The organism is Pseudomonas sp. 8AS (assembly GCF_902506505.1).
Classification (GTDB): Bacteria; Pseudomonadota; Gammaproteobacteria; order Pseudomonadales; family Pseudomonadaceae; genus Aquipseudomonas.
Genome location: NZ_LR733406.1, coordinates 1,800,694 through 1,817,781 on the forward strand (window position 1 = coordinate 1,800,694; position 17,088 = coordinate 1,817,781).

Sequence of the window (17,088 nt, forward strand, 5' to 3'; positions counted from 1 at the left end):
CCCGTGGTTTTTATACGTTGTCGCCGCACTTTGCCCGGATGCGGGCGGTGCTTCAAGCACCGGCGCGATGCTGCGCCGGCTTTGTCGCGGCGGCGGGCAGTCAGCCCTGGCCGCAGGCGCGGTTGGCCGGTACGGCAACGTCCATCAGGCGCGGGTTGGCCAGCTTCAGCCCGGCCATCAGGCGGGCATAGGCCTCGGCATCGGCCACCTGCAGGCGCGGGTTGTGCGCGGCCTCCTCGGCGATGCTGGAGCGCGTCCAGCCACGGTAGTCGTGGCCGGGCCAGACGGCGGTGTCGCCGGGCAGGGCCAGCAGGCGCTGCAGGCTGGCCCATTGCGCGCGGGCGTCGCCATTCTGGAAGTCGGTACGCCCGCTGCCGCGGATCAGCAGGGTGTCGCCGGTGAACAGCTGGGCCGCCTCGCCAGCGCCGGCCGGCAGCAGGAAGCAGTAGGAGTCGTCGGTGTGCCCGGGAGTGTGCCAGGCAATCAGCTCGCGCCGGCCGAAGCTCAGGCGCTGCCCGTCGGCGAAGGTGAAGCTGGCGCAGGTGCTGCCGCTCTCGGCGCCGAAGCCGCTGCGGCAGCCGGTGGCGGCGCGCAGGCCGCCGAGGGCGGTGATGTGGTCGGCATGGGTGTGGGTGTCCACGGCCAGCACCAGGCGCAGCTGCAGCTCGCCGAGCAGGTGCAGGTAATCGTCCAGCTTGTCCTTGACCGGATCGATCAGCACCGCTTCGCCCTGGTCGGCGAGCAGGTAGGTGTAGGTCGAGCTGACACTATCGAAGAATTGGCGAAACAGCATTTCAGGCTCCTCCGAGGAGTTTTTGCGCGGCCAGCGACAGGCTGACCACGACCAGCATCAGGGCAAACAGACGTTGCAGCAGTGGCCCGCCGAGGCGTTGCGCCAGCAGGTTGCCACCCAGCACGCCGAGCGCACCGCCGACGGCCAGGCTGGCGAGCAGCAGGGGCGACGGGTTGGCGCCACTCAGGTAGAGGACGAAGCCGCCGCCGGAGACCAGGGCGATCACCGCCATCGAGGTGGCCGTGGCGGCCAGCATGGACAGCGGGGTGAACCAGAGCAGGGCCGGCACCACCAGGAAGCCGCCGCCGACGCCGAGCAGCCCGGAGAGCAGGCCGACCGCCAGGCCGATGCCGACCAGCGGCAGGTGGCGGGTGATGGCCTGCTCGTGGCGCGGCAGGCGGGCGCCGTGCCACATGCGCCAGGCCGACCACAGCACCAGCAGGCAGAAGGCGATGATCAGCGGCGCCTCGGCAACGAAGCGCCCCAGCCACTGGCCCAGGGCATTGCCCGGCAGGCCGCACAGGCTCAGCAGCAGCACCGGGCGCCAGGCCACCAGGCCCTGGAAGGCCCGTGGGATAGCGCCGACCAGGGCGGTCAGGGCCACGGCGCCGAGGCTCACGCCGATGGCGTCGCGCAGCGGCAGGTGCAGGCTGAGCAGCAGCGGCAGGGCCACCAGCGAGCCGCCGGCACCGGTCAGGCCGAGCAGCAGGCCGAGCACCACGCCGATGCCGAGGGTCTCGAACAGCAACCCCTCCATCAACGGTTCCAGGGCATGCGCGCCAGCAGCAGGGCCATGCCGCAGGTGTTGCTGATGCCGGCGAAGGTCAGCCCGGCGCCGACGAAGGCGGCCAGGCCGTACCAGCCGGGGTGCAGCCAGGTGCCGAGGATGCAGCCGAGCAGCACCAGGCTGCCGGCAGTGATCTGCACCTGGCGCTGCAGGCTGATCACGCCGCTGGCGGCCTGGTTCAGCGGCATGCTGCAGGCCACGCAGGCCTCGGTGCCGCCCTCGACCACCTGGATGCCGGGCAGCAGGTGCTGCAGCTGTTCGGCGGCGCGCTGGGCGCGCTGGCCGCGCTGGCACAGCAGGTAGAGCTCATCGCCGCTGTGCAGGCCTTCGCTCTTGAGCTGGGCCACCAGTTGCTCGGGGTTGAGCTGGTCGAGCGGCACATTGCGCGCCCCGGCCACATGCTGGGCGCGGAATTCCGCCGGGCTGCGCACGTCGATGAGAAAACGCACCCGGCCCTGGTGCTGGGCGGCGGCGAAGCGCGGGGCGTCGATCAGGCAGAAAGACTGGTTCATAGGGTACTCCCGGGGGGTATCAAGTGTATTTGGTGAAGATGGCGCGCACGCGCGCCAGGGTTTCGGCATCGTCGCGCGCCGGGTCGAGCACGGTTTCCTCGAGCAGGCAGGCGAGCATTTCCTGGTAGGCCTTATCCAGGGCCTTGCGCGCGGCGGCGAACTGCTGGGCGATGGCCTCGCACTCCTCGCCGCGGCGGATCATCGCCTGGATGCCGCGGATCTGCCCTTCGACGCGGGCCAGGCGCTTGAGCATGGCGTCCTGGTGGGGGGCGCGGTTTTCCGGGCTCATGGCTGTACCTCGCTAATTGGCCTGCGCAGGGTGAAGGCGCCGCGCAGTTCGCCCAGCTGGAAGCCGCGGGCCTGGTCCTGCGGATAGCGCTGATCGAGCAGCGCCGCCACGGGTGCCTTGATCTGGCTGCCGTGGCAGGCCAGGCAGGGCTCGCCGGTGGCGATGGCCTGCATGTAGCGGTATTCGCCATCGACCACGGCCGCCTGGCGCATCTGCGCCAGCGGCTCGCCGGCCTGGCTGCGCCGGGCGAAGTCTTCCAGCACCTGGCGTTCCCAGGCATCCGCCTGGTTGGCCGGGTTGCGCAGGCGCAGGGCCGTACGGCCGATGCGCCACGGGCTCTGGCTGTGCTGCTCGGCGATTTGCGGGGCGACCACCTGGCAGGCCTCGACCGCGGCAGTCGGGCCACCGCTGGCCACGGCCTGCTGCACGGTCTGCAACAGTTGCTGCTGGAACGGCGGAATCAGGCTGGCGGCTTCGGCAGCCAGGCGGTCGCTGTCGAGCGGGGCGGCGGCCCAGCTCAGGGCGGGCAGGGCGGCACAGAGAAATAGCAGGCGCATGGAGAATACTCCCTGGTTTTGTATACTCCATGGAGTATGTTGGCGAGGGCGTGCGAAGGCAAGGGCCGGTTGTCGGCCTGCGGCTATCGGCCGCGGATCAGCTGGCGCAGTGGGAAGCGGTTGGGGTGGCAGGCCTCGGCCACGCTGCGCGGCAGCGGCAGCGGCTCGTCGTTCAGCCAGGCGGCCAGCAGCTCGCCACACAGCGGTGCAGTGATCAGCCCGCGCGAGCCGTGGCCGCTGTTGACGTAGAGGCCGTCCAGCCAGGGGCAGGGAGTATCCGGCACCTGGCGGGCATCCTTGCCGAGTACCGCGTAGGCGTTGGCGAAGGCCTGGCTGTCGGCCAGCGGGCCGACAATCGGCAGGTAGTCCGGGCTGGTGCAGCGGAAGGCGGCGCGCCCCTGCAGCTGCGCCGGGTCGAGCCGGTTGGCCTGCAGGCGCTGGCACAGGTCGGCGGAGATCTCCCGCAGCAGTTCGAGGTTGCCGGCATGTTCGGCGGCGGTGGGCTCGCAGTCCTGGCTGTGGAAGTCGAAGCTGGCGCCGAGGGTGTGCTCGCCGGCCCGCGGCGGCGCCACGTAGCCGTCGGCACAGACCACGCAGGCCAGTTCGCGGCTGCTTTCGGTCTGCGGCAGGCGGCTGATCTGCCCGCGGATGCGCTTGAGCGGCAGCGCGCTGGCGGCGGCGAAGCGTTTCACCTCGGCGGCGCCGGCCAGCACCGCGACCGGCGCCTCGGCCAGCAGGCGCTCGCCGTCGCGGGCTTGCCAGCGCCCGTCGATCCGCTCCAGCTGCAGCGCCTCGCTGTGCAGCAGCAGCTGGATGTTCGGCTGGCTGGCCAGCAGCTGGCACAGGGCTGGCGGGTGTACCCAGCCGGCGTCCGGGTAGAACAGGCCGCCGGCGGGCAGGGCAACACCGGCGCGGGCCTCGGCCTGTTCCCGGCTCAGCGCTTGCAGCAGGTCGGCTGGGAAGGCCGCCGCCAGGTGCGCCTGGCGCTCGTCTTCCTTGGCGTCGAAGGCCAGTTGCAGCACGCCGCAGGCGTCCCAGTCCTGCGGCCGCGGCAGGCGTTCGAGCAGGCGCCGGGTGTGGCCGAAACCGCTGAGCACCAGCTGCGACAGGGCGGTGCCGTGGGCCGAGAGCTTCAGGTAGAGCACGCCCTGCGGATTGCCGGAGGCTTCCTGGGCGACCGCGCCGTGGCGCTCCAGCAGGCTCACCTGCCAGCCGCGGGCGGCCAGGCTGGCCGCCGTGGCGCAACCGGCCAGGCCGGCACCAATCACCAGCGCCTGGCGCTGCGCGGGGGCCGGCGTCGGGCGGGCGAACCAGGGCTTGGCCGGCGCCGGCGCGGGCCCGGCATAGTCGCCGCGCAGGTTCTCCCACTTCGTGCCGTGGCCGGGCACCCGGCGCATGGCGAAGCCGGCGGCGGCCAGGCCGCGGCGCACGAAACCGGTGCTGGCGAAGGTGCCCAGGCGGGTGCCGGGGACGGACAGGCGGGCGAGCTGGTCGAACAGCGCCTGGCTCCACATTTCCGGGTTCTTGGCCGGGGCGAAACCGTCGAGAAACCACACGTCGATGCGCGCATCCAGTTGCGGCAGCAGTTCCAGGGCGTCGCCGATCAGCAGGGTGAGGACCACCCGGCCGCCTGCCAGGACCAGGCGCTGAAAGCCGGCATGGATGGCCACGTACTGCTCCAGCAGCTGCGTCGCCCAGGGCGCCAGCTCCGGCCACAGGGCCAGGGCGCGTTGCAGGTCGGCGCGGTGCAGCGGGTATTTCTCCACGCTGACGAAGTGCAGCCGGGCATCGGCCGGCGCGCTCTGCTCGAACAGCTGCCAGGCGCAGAGGAAGTTGGTGCCGGTGCCGAAGCCGGTCTCGCCGATGACCAGGCGCCCACCGGCGGGCAGGGCGGCGCAGCGCTCGGCCAGCTGGGTGTTGGCGAGGAACACGTGGCGGGTCTCGCCGAGGCCGTCTTCGCGGGCAAAGTAGACATCGTCGAACTGGCGCGACAGGGGCTGGCCCTGTTCCGTCCAGTCGAGCTGGGCGTGGGGGGTATCGGTCATGGCGAAAGGTGCTGGCAGCCTGGGGCAAGGCGCGCATTGTAGCCGGAACTGTAGGCAGCTTCGCGGCTGTCGGCGTAGGCTTGGTGCTGCCGAATCCGCTAGGCTGAGCGGGTCAGACCAAGGAGCTGCAGATGTTCGAATCCGCCGAGCTGGGCCATGCCATCGACGAGGAAACCTACAACAGGGAAGTGCCGATCCTGCGCGAGGCGCTGCTGGAGGCGCAGTACGAGCTGAAGCAGCAGGGGCGCTTCCCAGTGATCATCCTGATCAACGGCGTGGAGGGCGCGGGCAAGGGCGAGACGGTCAAGCTGCTCAACGAGTGGATGGACCCGCGCCTGATCCAGGTCAGCACCTTCGACCGGCAGACCGACGAGGAACTGGCGCGGCCGCCGGCCTGGCGCTTCTGGCGGCAGCTGCCGCCCAAGGGACGGATCGGCATCTTCTTCGGCAACTGGTACAGCCAGATGCTCCAGGGGCGGGTGCACGGGCGCATCAAGAACGCCGTGCTGGACCAGGCCATCGATGGCGCCCTGAGCCTGGAACAGATGCTGTGCGACGAAGGCGCGCTGATCTTCAAGTTCTGGTTCCACCTGTCCAAGAAGCAGATGAAGGCCCGCCTCAAGTTGCTCCAGGATGACCCGCTGCACAGCTGGCGCATCAGCCCGCTGGACTGGCAGCAGTCGGAAACCTACGACCGCTTCGTGCGGTTCGGCGAGCGCGTGCTGCGCCGCAGCAGCCGTGATTTCGCGCCCTGGTACGTGGTCGAGGGGGCCGACGAGCATTACCGCAGCCTGATGGTCGGGCGCATCCTCCTCGACGGCCTGCAGGCGGCGCTCAAGGTGAAGAAGCGGCGCCCGCCGCAGCCCCATGTGGCCCCGCTGGCGGCCAGCCTGGACAACCTCGGCCTGCTCAACAGCCTGGACATGAGCCAGAGCCTGGACAAGGACGACTACCAGGAGCAGCTGGCGGCCGAGCAGGCCCGCCTGGCCGGCCTGATGCGCGACAAGCGCATGCGCCGGCACGCCCTGGTGGCGGTATTCGAGGGCAACGATGCGGCCGGCAAGGGCGGCGCCATTCGCCGCGTGGCGGCGGCGCTCGACCCGCGCCAGTACCGCATCGTGCCGGTAGCCGCGCCCACCGAGGAGGAGCGTGCGCAGCCCTACCTCTGGCGCTTCTGGCGGCATATCCCGGCGCGCGGCAATTTCACCGTGTTCGATCGCTCCTGGTATGGCCGGGTGCTGGTGGAGCGGGTCGAGGGCTTTTGCGAGCCGGGCGACTGGCTGCGCGCCTACAGCGAGATCAACGACTTCGAGGAGCAGCTCAGCGATGCCGGCGTGGTGCTGGTCAAGTTCTGGCTGGCCATCGACCAGGACACCCAGTACCAGCGCTTCAAGGAGCGCGAGCAGATTGCCTTCAAGCGCTTCAAGATCACCGAGGACGACTGGCGCAACCGCGACAAGTGGCAGGACTACTGCGACGCGGTGGGCGACATGGTCGATCGCACCAGCACCGCCATCGCGCCCTGGACCCTGGTCGAGGCCAACGACAAGCGCTTTGCCCGGGTCAAGGTGCTGCGCACGATCAACGAGGCGTTGGAACAGGCGTTTGCCAGGGATTGAGGTCGGGCGGCCGGCGCAGCCCGGGAGGTGGGGCGTTCAGTTCACCCGGCTTTCGATGACGTCGCTGCCCTGCTGGATGCGGCGGATATAGCTGACGATCTCGCGTTCGGCATCGACCCGGGTGAAGTACGGGCCTTCCAGGGTGCCTTCGCGGGTGGAGAAGAAGTACTGGCCGTTGACGGCGCTGAGCCGCTCGCTGCGGTAGTGCGTACCGGGAGCCGGGTCGACATGGCGCTGACCGAACATGGTGGAGTCTCCTGCCGGAGGATGAGCTGTTTTCAGTCTAGCGTTTGCGGACCAACGGGCACGACTGCGCGACAGATGGTCGAATTTCGCTCGGATGCGCCGCGCCGGCCTGCGCTTGTGCGGGCTTGCCGCCGCCGGGCGGCGTGCCGGGGTGGCACAGTTGCGGGCTGACCATTCGGTCAACTGTGCCTGTGTGCGGCGGTATTCTGCGCCTAGAATGGACAGCTTGCCGCGCTGCCGCTGGGCGCGCGCCTTCCTGTCGAGGCTGTCATGCACGTTTCCTCCGGCCGTTGGCTCTACGGCCTGCTTCTCGCCCTGACCACCGCGCTGCTGTGGGGCATCCTGCCGATCAAGCTGAAGGAGGTGCTGCGGGTCCTCGATCCGATCACCGTCACCTGGTTTCGCCTGCTCGGCGCCGGCCTGCTGCTGCTCGTCTGGCTGACGCTGAGCCGGCGCCTGCCGCGCTTTGCCGCGCTGGGGCGCAAGGGCTACTGGTTGCTGCTGCTGGCGATTGCCGGGATGGTGGCCAACTATGTGCTGTACCTGGTCGGCCTCAACCTGCTCAGCCCGGGTACCACCCAGCTGGTGATCCAGATGGCGCCGATCCTGTTTCTGATCGCCAGCCTGTTCGTCTTCCGCGAGTCGTTCAGCCGGGCCCAAGGCATCGGCCTGGGCATCCTGCTGCTGGGCTTCGGCCTGTTCTTCAACCAGCGCCTGCACGAGCTGCTGACCTCGCTGACGGCCTACACCAGCGGCGTACTGATCGTGTTGCTGGCGGCCTTCCTCTGGACCTTCTACGGCCTGGCGCAGAAGCAGTTGCTGACCGTGTGGAACTCGCTGCAGGTGATGATGGTGATCTACCTGGCCTGCGCCCTGCTGCTCACGCCCTGGGCGCGGCCGCTGCAGGCGTTGCAGCTCAGCCCGGTGCAGGGCTGGCTGCTGCTGGCCTGCTGCCTGAACACCCTGGTGGCCTACGGCGCCTTCGCCGAGGCGCTGGCGCACTGGGAGGCCTCGCGGGTCAGCGCGACCCTGTCGATCACCCCGCTGGTGACCTTCGCCGCCGTCGCCGTGTCGGCCAGCCTGTGGCCCGCGCACGTGCAGCCGGAGCAGATCAACGCGCTGGCCTACGGCGGCGCGCTGCTGGTGGTGCTGGGCTCGGCCCTGACCGCGCTGGGGCCGTCGCTGCTGGCCGGCTGGCGGGCGCGCAAGGCCCGCCAGCTGGCGCAGCTCTAAGTCTGTGTAAGGCGCCCGCGGCTCAGACGCGCACGCCCAGGCGTTCGGCGCGGCGCAGCCAGTCCTGGCGCTGTTCCTCGGAGGAGGGGCGCACCGGGGCGAACTCGGCCAGGCGGCGGGTCTTGATGCCGCTGAAGCCGAGGATGGTGCGGGTCATCTGCCTATGCGCCGGCGCGCCGTAGATCCAGCGGAAGTACCAGGGCGGCGTGTCCAGGGTCACCAGCAGGTCGGCGGTGCGCCCGCTGAGCAGCTTGTCCCACAGCTGCGAGCGGTTGCGGTACTTGAAGGCGAAACCGGGCAGGAACACCCGGTCGAAGAAGCCCTTGAGCAGGGCCGGCACGCCGCCCCACCAGACCGGGTAGACGAACACCAGGTGCTCGGCCCAGTGGATCTGCCGCTGGGCTTCCAGCAGGTCGGGCTCCAGGGCCTGGCCCTGGCTGTAGCCGTCGCGCAGGATCGGGTCGAACTGCAGTTCGCCGAGGCGCAGCTGGCGCACCACATGGCCTTCGCCGCGCGCACCGCTGCTGTAGGCCTCGGCCAGGGCATGGCAGAGGCTGTCGGACTTGGGCGTGCCGAGGATCAGCAGGATCCGTTTGCCGTCGCCTTCCAGTGGGGTGGCGCCGCTTTTCCCTTCTTCAACCATGTTGACCAGACTCCAGCATGTCTTGCGGGCGCACCCAGGCGTCGAATTGTTCGTTGTTCACATGGCCCAGCTGCAGGGCCGCTTCGCGCAGGCTGAGGCCTTCGGCGTAGGCCTTCTTGGCGATCTCGGCGGCCTTGTCGTAGCCGATGTGCGGGTTCAGCGCGGTGACCAGCATCAGCCCGCGTTCCAGGTGCGCGGCCATCTGCCGGGCGTCCGGCTGCAGGCCGGCGATGCAGTGCTGGTTGAAGTTGCGGCAGCCGTCGGCCAGCAGGCGGATCGACTGCAGCAGGTTGTGGATGATCACCGGCTTGAACACGTTGAGCTGCAGGTGCCCCTGGCTGGCGGCGAAGGCGATGCTGGCGTCGTTGCCGAGCACCTGGCAGGCGAGCATGGACAGCGCCTCGCACTGGGTCGGGTTGACCTTGCCGGGCATGATCGAGCTGCCCGGCTCGTTGGCCGGCAGGCGCACTTCGGCGAAGCCGGCGCGGGGGCCGGAGCCGAGCAGGCGCAGGTCGTTGGCGATCTTCATCAGCGCCACGGCCAGGGTTTTGAGGGCGCCGGCCAGGCCGACCAGCGGCTCGTGCCCGGCCAGGGCTGCGAACTTGTTCGGCGCGCTGACCAGGGGCAGGCCGCTGAGGCCGGCCAGCTCGGCGGCCATGGCCTCGGCGAAGCCCTGCGGCGCGTTGAGCCCGGTACCGACCGCGGTGCCGCCCTGGGCCAGCTCGCAGACGGCCGGCAGGCTGGCGCGGATGGCCCGCTCGGCATAATCGAGCTGGGCGACGAAGGCCGACAGTTCCTGGCCGAAGGTGATCGGCGTGGCATCCATCAGGTGGGTGCGCCCGGTCTTGACCAGGTCCATGTGCCGCGCCGCCTGTTCGGCCAGGCCGCCGGACAGCTCGGCAATGGCCGGCAGCAGGTCGTGCTGCACGGCCTGCACGGCGGCGATGTGCATGGCGGTGGGGAAACTATCGTTGGAACTCTGCGCGCGATTGACATGGTCGTTGGGGTGTACCGGGCTCTTGCCGCCGCGGCCCTGGCCGGCCAGCTCGTTGGCGCGCCCGGCGAGCACCTCGTTGACGTTCATGTTGCTCTGCGTGCCGCTGCCGGTCTGCCAGACCACCAGGGGGAACTGGGCGTCATGCTGGCCGGCCAGCACTTCGTCGGCGGCCTGCTCGATCAGCCGGGCGATGTCGGCATCGAGCTCGCCGCTGCGCTGGTTGACCCGCGCGGCGGCCTTCTTGATCAGTGCCAGGGCATGCACCACGGCCAGCGGCATGCGCTGCTCGCCGATGGCGAAGTTGTGCAGCGAACGTTGGGTCTGCGCGCCCCAGTAGGCGTCTTCGGGGACTTCGATGGCGCCAATGCTGTCGGTTTCGATGCGGCTCATGGGCTTTCTCCTGGTAGGCCTGCCGCAGTTTAGGCCGCGCCGCGCGACAGGGGTTCCCGCCTGTCTGTACCGGCGTGATTACCAGCGCGCATGGGTGGCGCCGACCCAGCCATAGGCGCCATTCACCGGCACCTTCTTGCCTTGCGGGTCGCGCAGCAGGCCGTCGAAGCGGCCGAACCACTGGCGGGTATCGGCATAGAGGGGGCCGATCTGCGGGTAGGCCTGGTGCTGCTGGCGCGGGCTGAACGTCAGCTCGACCTGGCCGCTGGCGCTGCTCAGGCGCCAGGGGGCCAGCGGGCCCTGGGGGTTCTGTTCGATGCGTACCGGTTCCTCGAGGTGCAGCAGTTCGCCACCGAACCACAGGGCGTTCTCCGACAGGCCGCTGGCGTCGCACCAGCCGCTGCCGAAGTTGCCGGCGATGCCGCCGGGGGCGGCGAAGGCGGCGCGGGTCCAGTGGCTGCTCAGGGGCCAGACGCCGCGGGCGAAGTCCAGCGAGGCGAAGCTCTGCCCCGGCAGGCAGCCGTAGTGCCGCTCGCCCAGTTGCAGGTGGCCGCTCACCGGCAGGCCGAGCTGGCGGCAGGAGGCGTGAAAGGTCCGTTCGCCCATGGGGCAGACCAGGTTGACCGACTCCAGGTGGCTGGGGCGCTGGATCTCCAGGGCCACCTGCAGCGGCTGGCCGCCGATGTCCGCGGCGACCACGGTCAGGCGCACCGAGGAGCCGCGGTCGTCGGCCCGCAGGTGCAGGCGGCTGTGGCGGAACTCGTGGCTTTCCAGGGGGGTGTCGGGCAGGTCGCAGCCGCGGCCCAGCGGGCGCAGGTGCTTGCGGCTGGCCAGTTCGCCGCTGTCGAGGTCGAGGAAGTAGGCGGCGCCGTAGCTCAGGTAGTCGAGGTCGGCGAAGGTCAGGGCCAGCATCCACTGCGGGGTGGTGATGCACCAGTGGTTCCAGCGCTTGCGCCGGCCGAAGTGCCCGGGAATGGCGCAGTGCACGGCCGGGCGCGGCGACCAGCCAACGGCCTGCGGGTTCAGCTGACCGCGGGCATCGCACAATGGCTGCAGGGTGGGAAAGGTGAAGCTGTTCATCAGACACGTCCGTGTGTGAAGCGTTACCGGGCTGTTCCGGTGACCGACAGGAAGGTTGCTGCTCGAATGGCGCGCAGCATGCCCGCACGTAGTCAGGATGGGCAAGTACTGGCCATTTGACAACCGCCCAGCGGTCCTTCCGTCAGGCCCCGGCTTGAGCGGCGCCGGTGCTGGGCGCAGAATGTGCGCCGCCACCTTTTTCCCTTATCTGGTCAGGAATTGCCATGAGCCGTCTGCGCTTTCTTTGTTCCGCCCTGCTGCTGGTCGCCAGCGGCCCGGTGTTTGCCGATGCGGCCAGCCACGCGGCCCAGGCCGAACGCTTTCTCGAACTGACCCGTGCCGACAAGCTCACCATGCCGGTGTATGCCCAGGTGCAGCAGATGTTCGCCCAGCGCTTTGCCGAGGCCCAGGCCCCGCAAAGCCAGCGTGCCGTGCTCGAAGGCTACCAGGCCAAGGCCAACGCGGCGCTCGATCGCGCCATCGGCTGGGACAAGCTGGAGCCGGACATGGTGCGCCTGTACACCAGCAACTTCAGCGAAACCGAGCTGAAGGAGCTGATGGCCTTCTACCAGAGCCCGCTGGGGCGCAAGGTGCTGGAGAAGATGCCGACGCTGGCGGCGCAGTCGGTACAGATCTCCCAGGCGCGTCTGCAGCCGGCGGTGCCGGAAGTGAACAAGCTGCTCGGCGAGATGTCCGCCGAACTGCAGAAACCCCAAGCCAAGCCCTGAGGAGCCGAACATGAGCATGCGCGACAAGATCCAGCAGGCCCTCGAGGCTCTGCAGCCGCAGCACCTCGACGTCCTGGATGAAAGCCACATGCACAGTCGTGGCCAGGAAACCCACTACAAGGCGGTGGTGGTCAGCGACCTGTTTGCCGGCCTGAACGCAGTCAAGCGCCACCAGAAGGTGTATGCCAGCCTCGGCGACCTGATGCCGCAGTTCCATGCCCTGGCGCTGCACACCTACACCCTGCAGGAGTGGGCGGAGCAGGGCGGGGCGCCGGATTCGCCGACCTGCAGGGGCGGCAGCAAGCACGACCACTAAAGCAGTGGGCACCGCCGATCCAGCCCGGATGCGCCGCCGGCCGCCATTGCGTTAAGATTGCCCCCGCGCCGGCCTCTGCCGGCGCTGTCGTTTAACCACCCCGGTCCGCCCTTTGCGCGGGTGACCACTGGAGAGATTGTTTCTGATGACTGCCAAGATCGTCGTGGCGGCGCTGTACAAGTTCGTGTCCCTGCCGGACTACGAAGCGCTGCGCGAACCCCTGCTGCAAACCCTGCTCGACAACGCCATCAAAGGCACCCTGCTGCTGGCCGAGGAAGGCATCAACGGTACCGTGTCCGGCAGCCGCGAAGGCATCGACGGCCTGCTCGCCTGGTTCCGCCAGGACACCCGCCTGGCCGATATCGACCATAAGGAGTCGTACTGCGACGAGCAGCCGTTCTACCGCACCAAGGTCAAGCTGAAGAAGGAAATCGTCACCCTCGGCGTGCCGGGCGTGGACCCCAACAGCCAGGTCGGCACCTATGTCGAGCCGCAGGACTGGAACGCCCTGATCAGTGACCCCGAGGTGCTGCTGATCGACACCCGCAACGACTACGAAGTGGCCATCGGCACCTTCGAGGGCGCCATCGACCCGAAGACCAAGTCGTTCCGCGAGTTCCCCGAGTACATCAAGGCCCACTTCGACCCGAGCAAGCACAAGAAGGTGGCGATGTTCTGCACCGGCGGCATCCGCTGCGAGAAGGCCTCCAGCTACATGCTCGGCGAAGGCTTCGAGGAGGTCTATCACCTCAAGGGCGGCATCCTCAAATACCTCGAGCAAGTGCCGCAGGACGAGACCAAGTGGCGCGGCGACTGCTTCGTATTCGACAACCGGGTCACCGTGCGCCACGATTTGAGCGAAGGCGACTACGACCAGTGCCATGCCTGCCGCAATCCGATTTCCGTGGAAGATCGCCAGTCCGAGCACTATGCCCCTGGCATCAGCTGCCCGCACTGCTGGGACAGCCTGCCTGCGAAGACCCGCACCAGCGCCCGCGAACGGCAGAAGCAGATCGAGATCGCCAAGGCGCGCAACCTGCCGCACCCCATTGGTTACAACTACAAGGCCGTCGACCAGTAAGGATCAGCCTGTGCGCCCACCCCGCCTGCTCTATGTGATGGACCCCATGTGCTCCTGGTGCTGGGGCTTCGCCCCGGTGGTCGAGGCGTTGGCGCGCCAAGCCGGCGAGGCGGGCGTGCCGCTGCATTTCGCCGTGGGTGGCCTGCGCCAGGAGCGCGCGGCGCTGGATGCGGCGGGCAGGGTGCGCATCCTCGCCCATTGGCAGGCGGTGAATGCGCGCACCGGGCAGCTGTTCGACTTCGCTGCCGCGCTGCCCGAGGGCCTGGTCTACAACACCGAGCCGGCCTGCCGGGCACTGGTCACCGCGCGTAGCGTCGATGAGCAGAGCGTGGCGCCGCTGGCCCGCCTGATACAGCAGGCCTTCTACGCCGAAGGCCGCGATGTCACCCGGGCCCAGGTGCTGGTGGCGCTGGCCGAGCAGGCCGGCATCCCGCGCATCGAGTTCGCCGAGCTGTTCGACAGCGAGCAGATGCATGCGGCCACCGCCGCCGATTTTGCCTGGGTGCAGGACCTCGGCATCGCCGGTTTCCCCACCTTGCTGGCCGAGCGCGATGGCCAGCTGGCCCTGCTGACCAACGGCTACCAGCCCCTCGAGGTGCTGGCGCCGTTGCTCGAGCGCTGGCTGGCGCGGGGGCGGTGTGGCTGACCGGCTGAGCTGGGCACAGATCCGCCAGCTGGCCTTGCGTCATCGCAAGGCCCTGCTGCTGGCCAACCTGGTCGCCGTCTTCGCCACCCTGTGCAGTGTGCCGATCCCGCTGCTGCTGCCGCTGCTGGTGGATGAAGTGCTGCTCGGCGATGGCACGGCCGCGCTGCGGGTCATGGATCGCTTCCTGCCCGCGGCCTGGGAGGGCGCGGCCGGTTACATCGGCCTGATGCTGGTGCTGACCCTGTTGCTGCGCCTCGGCGCCCTGGCCAGCAACGTGCTGCAGGCGCGCCTGTTCGCGCGGCTGTCCAAGGACGTGATCTACCGCCTGCGCATCCGCCTGATCGAGCGGCTCAAGCGCATCGCCCTCGGCGAGTACGAGAACCTCGGCGGCGGCACGGTCAGCGCACACCTGGTCACCGACCTGGACACCCTCGACAAGTTCATCGGCGAAACCCTGTCGCGGGTGCTGGTGGCCCTGCTGACCCTGGCCGGCACCTCGGCCATCCTGCTGTGGATGCACTGGCAGCTGGCGCTGCTGATCCTGCTGTTCAACCCGCTGGTGATCTACGCCACGGTGCAGCTGGGCAAGCAGGTCAAGCACCTGAAGAAGCTGGAGAACGACAGCACCGCGCGCTTCACCCAGGCCCTGACCGAAACCCTCGAAGCCATCCAGGAAGTGCGCGCCGGCAATCGTCAGGGCTTCTTCCTCGGCCGCCTCGGCCTGCGTGCCCGCGAGGTGCGCGACTACGCCGTGGCCTCGCAGTGGAAGAGCGATGCGGCCAGCCGCAGCAGCGGCCTGCTGTTCCAGTTCGGCATCGACCTGTTCCGCGCCGCGGCCATGCTCACCGTGCTGTTCTCCGACCTGTCGATCGGCCAGATGCTCGCCGTGTTCAGCTACCTGTGGTTCATGATCGGCCCGGTGGAGCAGCTGCTCAGTCTGCAGTACGCCTACTATGCCGCCGGCGGCGCGCTGCAGCGGATCAACGAGTTGCTGGCGCGGGCCGACGAACCGCAGTACCCGGGCCACAGCGATCCGTTCGCGGGGCGTGAGACGGTGGGCATCGAGGTGCGCGGGCTGAGGTTCGCCTACCGTGACGAGGCGGTGCTGGAGGACCTCGACCTAGCCATCGCACCGGGCGAGAAGGTGGCCATAGTCGGCGCCTCCGGGGGCGGCAAGAGCACCCTGGTGCAGCTGCTGCTCGGCCTGTATTCGGCCCAGGCCGGAAGCATCCGCTACGGCGGTGCCAGCCTGGAGGAGATCGGCCTGGAGCGGGTGCGCGAGCATGTGGCGGTGGTACTGCAGCATCCGGCGCTGTTCAACGACACGGTGCGCGCCAACCTGTGCATGGGTCGCGAGCGCACCGACCAGGCCTGCTGGCAGGCGCTGGAAATCGCCCAGCTGGCGAGCAGCATGCGTGCGCTGCCGGATGGCCTGGACAGCATCGTCGGGCGCTCCGGCGTGCGCCTGTCCGGCGGCCAGCGCCAGCGTCTGGCCGTGGCGCGCATGGTACTGGCCGATCCCAAGGTGGTGATCCTCGACGAAGCCACTTCTGCCCTGGATGCGGCCACCGAATATGCCCTGCACCAGGCCCTGGCCGGCTTCCTCAATGGCCGCACCACGCTGATCATCGCCCACCGCCTGAGCGCGGTGAAGCAGGCCGACCGCGTGCTGGTGTTCGATGGCGGGCGGATCGCCGAAGACGGCGACCACCAGCAGCTGATTGCCGAGGGCGGGCTGTACGCCAAGCTCTACGGGCACCTGCAGCACTAGCCGATACGCGTTCATCGGCTGGCGGCGCAGCCTCGCAATGCGGCTAATACACTGACAGCTTGGGGGTTATGAACGAACTCGAGGAGAGGCGAGCATGACGAAGCTCAAGCGGGTCCTGGCCCTGTCGGCCTGCGCCATGCTGCTGTCGGCGGGCATGCCGGCGCAGATCAATCCAATGATCGACTCGGCTTATGCGCGAGGCGGTGGCAATGGTGGCGGCAATGGCGGAGGTCACGGCGGCGGCCGTGGTGGTCACGGTGGCGGCATCGGTGCCGGTCATGGCTCGGCGAGTGTCGGTCTCGGCCGTGGCGTGGGCGCAGGCAATGGCCTGGGGCGGGGCAAGGGGCATGGCGCGGCGACCTCGGCTGCGGCCCGCTCCACTGAAACCACCGGGCTGGCCAAGGCGATGTCGGTGGTTGCCACCACGCCAGCGGCCATCGCCGCGGCGCTGGGGCTGGACAAGGCCTTCTCCGCCAGCAGCAAGCACGATGACGACGACGGTGTGGACGTGGATGATGACGTGGCTGTGGATCACCATCGTGGTCCGCGTGGCCCGGATCAGGGCCTCGATTGAGGGTTCTCCCGCCGGCACATCCGGCGAGAGCGAACTCAGCGCGTGGCCACTGTCAGCCCCGCAGCGAAAACCAGGCTGAGCAGGGCGTGAATGCAGGTGAGCAAGGCGCTGGCGAGGGTCATCGGTTACTCCTGGCCAGCGGCGGACCACTGCTGCAGTTCCTTGACCCGTGCGCGGCTCTCGTTCAGCGGCTTGTCCAGGGCCTCCTGGTAATCCTCCAGCCAGCTGCGCGATCCGGCGATCATGCCGGCCAGGTCGCGCATGCCGAGCTTCAGCGCGGCCAGGCTTTCCTGGTAGTTGCGTTCCTGGCCGATCAGGGTCTTGGCCACCTGCTGCACGGTGGCGCGGTCGGCGGCGCTGGGCGTAGCGCCGGCAGCGGGCGCCGGGCTGACAACCGGGGCGGGCAGGCCGCCCTTGAGCAGATCGAACAGCTTCTGCTGGTTCTGTGCCTGTTGCTTGAGGGTGGCGACCTGCTGATCCAGGCTGACCAGCTTTTTCTCCAGGGCCGCGACGCTGGCCTGGCTGGCGCCCTGTTCGGCGGCTTCTTCGCCGCCGCCGAACAGGCCGAGCAGCAGGAGCCCGAGCAGGGCCAGCAGCAGGCCGCCGCCCAGGGCGTAGATCAGCCGGCGGTTGAGCTTGGCGCTTTTCTCCAGCAGTTCGATGCGTTGCAGGTCACTGAGTATCTCGTGGATGCCGGCTTCGCTGTCCTTGTTCATGGCGCTTCACCTTGTTCTGCTTATTGTCGGGGTATCGGCTTGCTGGCTGTCAGTGTGCCACTATT

At 69.1% G+C, this 17,088-nt stretch carries 19 protein-coding genes; 8 read left to right on the forward strand and 11 right to left on the reverse strand.

The genetic code is table 11. From position 1 onward, the window contains the following. Window positions 1-100 precede the first annotated feature (100 nt). The 6 genes from GV001_RS08440 to mnmC form a co-directional block, all read right to left on the reverse strand. A complete protein-coding gene (locus GV001_RS08440) occupies window positions 101-793 on the reverse strand; it encodes an MBL fold metallo-hydrolase (RefSeq protein WP_160079188.1) in 693 nt (230 codons plus the stop codon). Between the two features lies 1 nt (window position 794). Then, the gene (locus GV001_RS08445; RefSeq protein ID WP_160079189.1) at window positions 795-1,550 is read right to left on the reverse strand and encodes a sulfite exporter TauE/SafE family protein; all 756 of its coding nucleotides are present in this window, start codon (window positions 1,548-1,550) and stop codon (window positions 795-797) included. Further along, entirely contained in the window at window positions 1,550-2,092 is a 543-nt protein-coding gene (locus GV001_RS08450; RefSeq protein WP_160079190.1) for a rhodanese-like domain-containing protein, read from the reverse strand. Before GV001_RS08450 ends, GV001_RS08445 begins: the two co-directional genes overlap by 1 nt. Window positions 2,093-2,111: 19 nt before the next feature. Next, window positions 2,112-2,381, reverse strand: coding sequence for a metal-sensing transcriptional repressor (locus GV001_RS08455; protein ID WP_256664888.1), 270 nt, complete (start codon window positions 2,379-2,381; stop codon window positions 2,112-2,114). Then, a complete protein-coding gene (locus GV001_RS08460; protein WP_160079191.1) occupies window positions 2,378-2,938 on the reverse strand; it encodes a DUF3365 domain-containing protein in 561 nt (186 codons plus the stop codon). Before GV001_RS08460 ends, GV001_RS08455 begins: the two co-directional genes overlap by 4 nt. Window positions 2,939-3,021: 83 nt before the next feature. Continuing rightward, window positions 3,022-4,983 carry a bifunctional tRNA (5-methylaminomethyl-2-thiouridine)(34)-methyltransferase MnmD/FAD-dependent 5-carboxymethylaminomethyl-2-thiouridine(34) oxidoreductase MnmC gene (mnmC, locus tag GV001_RS08465; RefSeq protein ID WP_160079192.1) on the reverse strand — a complete coding sequence of 654 codons (1,962 nt, stop codon included), beginning with the start codon at window positions 4,981-4,983 and terminating at the stop codon, window positions 3,022-3,024. A gap of 131 nt (window positions 4,984-5,114) precedes the next feature. Between mnmC and pap the strand changes: the two genes are divergently transcribed. Beyond that, window positions 5,115-6,602 (forward strand): polyphosphate:AMP phosphotransferase, encoded by a 1,488-nt coding sequence (gene pap, locus GV001_RS08470; protein ID WP_160079193.1) that lies wholly within the window; start codon window positions 5,115-5,117, stop codon window positions 6,600-6,602. Window positions 6,603-6,638: 36 nt separating this feature from the next. Here pap and GV001_RS08475 read toward each other — a convergent pair whose 3' ends face one another. Further along, window positions 6,639-6,848 (reverse strand): DUF6316 family protein, encoded by a 210-nt coding sequence (locus GV001_RS08475; RefSeq protein WP_160079194.1) that lies wholly within the window; start codon window positions 6,846-6,848, stop codon window positions 6,639-6,641. 270 nt (window positions 6,849-7,118) lie between these two features. Here GV001_RS08475 and GV001_RS08480 point away from each other — a divergent pair, with 270 nt between their 5' ends. Next, the gene (locus tag GV001_RS08480; protein WP_160079195.1) at window positions 7,119-8,081 is read left to right on the forward strand and encodes a DMT family transporter; all 963 of its coding nucleotides are present in this window, start codon (window positions 7,119-7,121) and stop codon (window positions 8,079-8,081) included. A 22-nt stretch (window positions 8,082-8,103) separates the two neighbouring features. On the opposite strand, the gene GV001_RS08485 is transcribed toward GV001_RS08480, so the two are convergent. From GV001_RS08485 to GV001_RS08495, 3 genes are all read right to left on the reverse strand, one after another. Next, the gene (locus tag GV001_RS08485) at window positions 8,104-8,724 is read right to left on the reverse strand and encodes an NAD(P)H-dependent oxidoreductase (protein ID WP_160079196.1); all 621 of its coding nucleotides are present in this window, start codon (window positions 8,722-8,724) and stop codon (window positions 8,104-8,106) included. Next, the gene (locus GV001_RS08490) at window positions 8,717-10,111 is read right to left on the reverse strand and encodes a class II fumarate hydratase (RefSeq protein ID WP_160079197.1); all 1,395 of its coding nucleotides are present in this window, start codon (window positions 10,109-10,111) and stop codon (window positions 8,717-8,719) included. The genes GV001_RS08485 and GV001_RS08490 overlap by 8 nt, the downstream gene beginning before the upstream one ends. Before the next feature lie 78 nt (window positions 10,112-10,189). Further along, the gene (locus tag GV001_RS08495) at window positions 10,190-11,191 is read right to left on the reverse strand and encodes a DUF2804 domain-containing protein (RefSeq protein WP_160079198.1); all 1,002 of its coding nucleotides are present in this window, start codon (window positions 11,189-11,191) and stop codon (window positions 10,190-10,192) included. A gap of 224 nt (window positions 11,192-11,415) precedes the next feature. Here GV001_RS08495 and GV001_RS08500 point away from each other — a divergent pair, with 224 nt between their 5' ends. The 6 genes from GV001_RS08500 (at window position 11,416) to GV001_RS08525 (ending at window position 16,307) form a co-directional block, all read left to right on the forward strand. After that, entirely contained in the window at window positions 11,416-11,919 is a 504-nt protein-coding gene (locus tag GV001_RS08500; protein ID WP_160079199.1) for a DUF2059 domain-containing protein, read from the forward strand. 10 nt (window positions 11,920-11,929) lie between these two features. After that, window positions 11,930-12,235 (forward strand): BolA family transcriptional regulator, encoded by a 306-nt coding sequence (locus GV001_RS08505; RefSeq protein ID WP_160079200.1) that lies wholly within the window; start codon window positions 11,930-11,932, stop codon window positions 12,233-12,235. A 145-nt stretch (window positions 12,236-12,380) separates the two neighbouring features. Beyond that, window positions 12,381-13,316: a rhodanese-related sulfurtransferase gene (locus GV001_RS08510; protein WP_160079201.1), complete on the forward strand. Its 936-nt coding sequence runs from the start codon at window positions 12,381-12,383 to the stop codon at window positions 13,314-13,316. 46 nt (window positions 13,317-13,362) lie between these two features. Next, the gene (locus tag GV001_RS08515; RefSeq protein ID WP_372238580.1) at window positions 13,363-13,962 is read left to right on the forward strand and encodes a DsbA family protein; all 600 of its coding nucleotides are present in this window, start codon (window positions 13,363-13,365) and stop codon (window positions 13,960-13,962) included. Further along, entirely contained in the window at window positions 13,955-15,733 is a 1,779-nt protein-coding gene (locus tag GV001_RS08520; protein ID WP_160079202.1) for an ABC transporter ATP-binding protein, read from the forward strand. Before GV001_RS08515 ends, GV001_RS08520 begins: the two co-directional genes overlap by 8 nt. Before the next feature lie 94 nt (window positions 15,734-15,827). Beyond that, window positions 15,828-16,307 carry a hypothetical protein gene (locus GV001_RS08525; protein WP_160079203.1) on the forward strand — a complete coding sequence of 160 codons (480 nt, stop codon included), beginning with the start codon at window positions 15,828-15,830 and terminating at the stop codon, window positions 16,305-16,307. Between the two features lie 125 nt (window positions 16,308-16,432). Here the strand turns inward: GV001_RS08525 and GV001_RS08530 are convergent, their stop codons facing one another. Further along, complete coding sequence (locus tag GV001_RS08530) at window positions 16,433-17,023, reverse strand: hypothetical protein (RefSeq protein ID WP_160079204.1); 591 nt, start codon at window positions 17,021-17,023, stop codon at window positions 16,433-16,435. Window positions 17,024-17,088 lie beyond the last annotated feature (65 nt).